The following is a 723-nucleotide window of genomic DNA, read 5'->3' as shown; positions in this document are numbered from 1 at the left end:
ATCGGTCGTGTAAATACCAGGAACATCTGTCCAAATTTCAAGTCCAGATGCTTTCACACCTTCAGCAATCAAGGCTGCACTGTAGTCGCTACCACCACGACCTAACGTTGTTGTATTGCCTTCTTCGTCAGAGCCAATGAAGCCCTGTGTGATGACGACAGAATCAAGACATAAAGGGATAAGCTTCTCTTGGGCTAGTTGAGCAATGGCTTCGATATTCGGTTCTGCGCGACCAAAGTTGTCGTCGGTTCTTAGCACTTCACGAATATCAAATCGCACTGCATTGATACCACGCTCTCGCATGAGTTGCGCCAAAATGTGCGTCGACATTAACTCACCACATGCCACAAGGTGGTCGGTCAGTTTGGTGTTTGCTTGAATTGAGGCGGCTTCTGCAAGGCTGGTCACGGTATCTAAAATTCCGTACACCTCTGAAGAGGCTTCTGTCGCATCTTCCAATTGAGCCAAAATGGAATCATGGATCTCAGCTAGGTTCTTTAGTAACTCAGCACGGTGTTCCTGATCTTGAACGCCATTGGCCAGTTCTACCAAGATGTTGGTTACCCCAGAGCAAGCGCTGCTAACAACAAGGCGAGTATTTGGATTGTTTTCGATGATGGTGGCACAACGACTCATTGCCTCAAAGTTGGCAACACTGGTTCCACCGAATTTAGCTACGTTAAATGCGCTCACTGCGTTTCTCCCACGACTTCCTAAAAAATA

The 723-nt window shown here is 47.2% G+C and carries 1 pseudogene; it reads right to left on the bottom strand.

The annotated features are described in order from the left end of the window. Positions 1-693: pseudogene (locus R7Q11_RS26180) on the bottom strand (lysine-sensitive aspartokinase 3); the annotation flags it as partial. Between the last annotated feature and the right edge of the window lie 30 nt (positions 694-723).

This window comes from Vibrio sp. 970, assembly GCF_033339075.1.
This window is presented reverse-complemented; position numbering and strand designations above follow the sequence as displayed.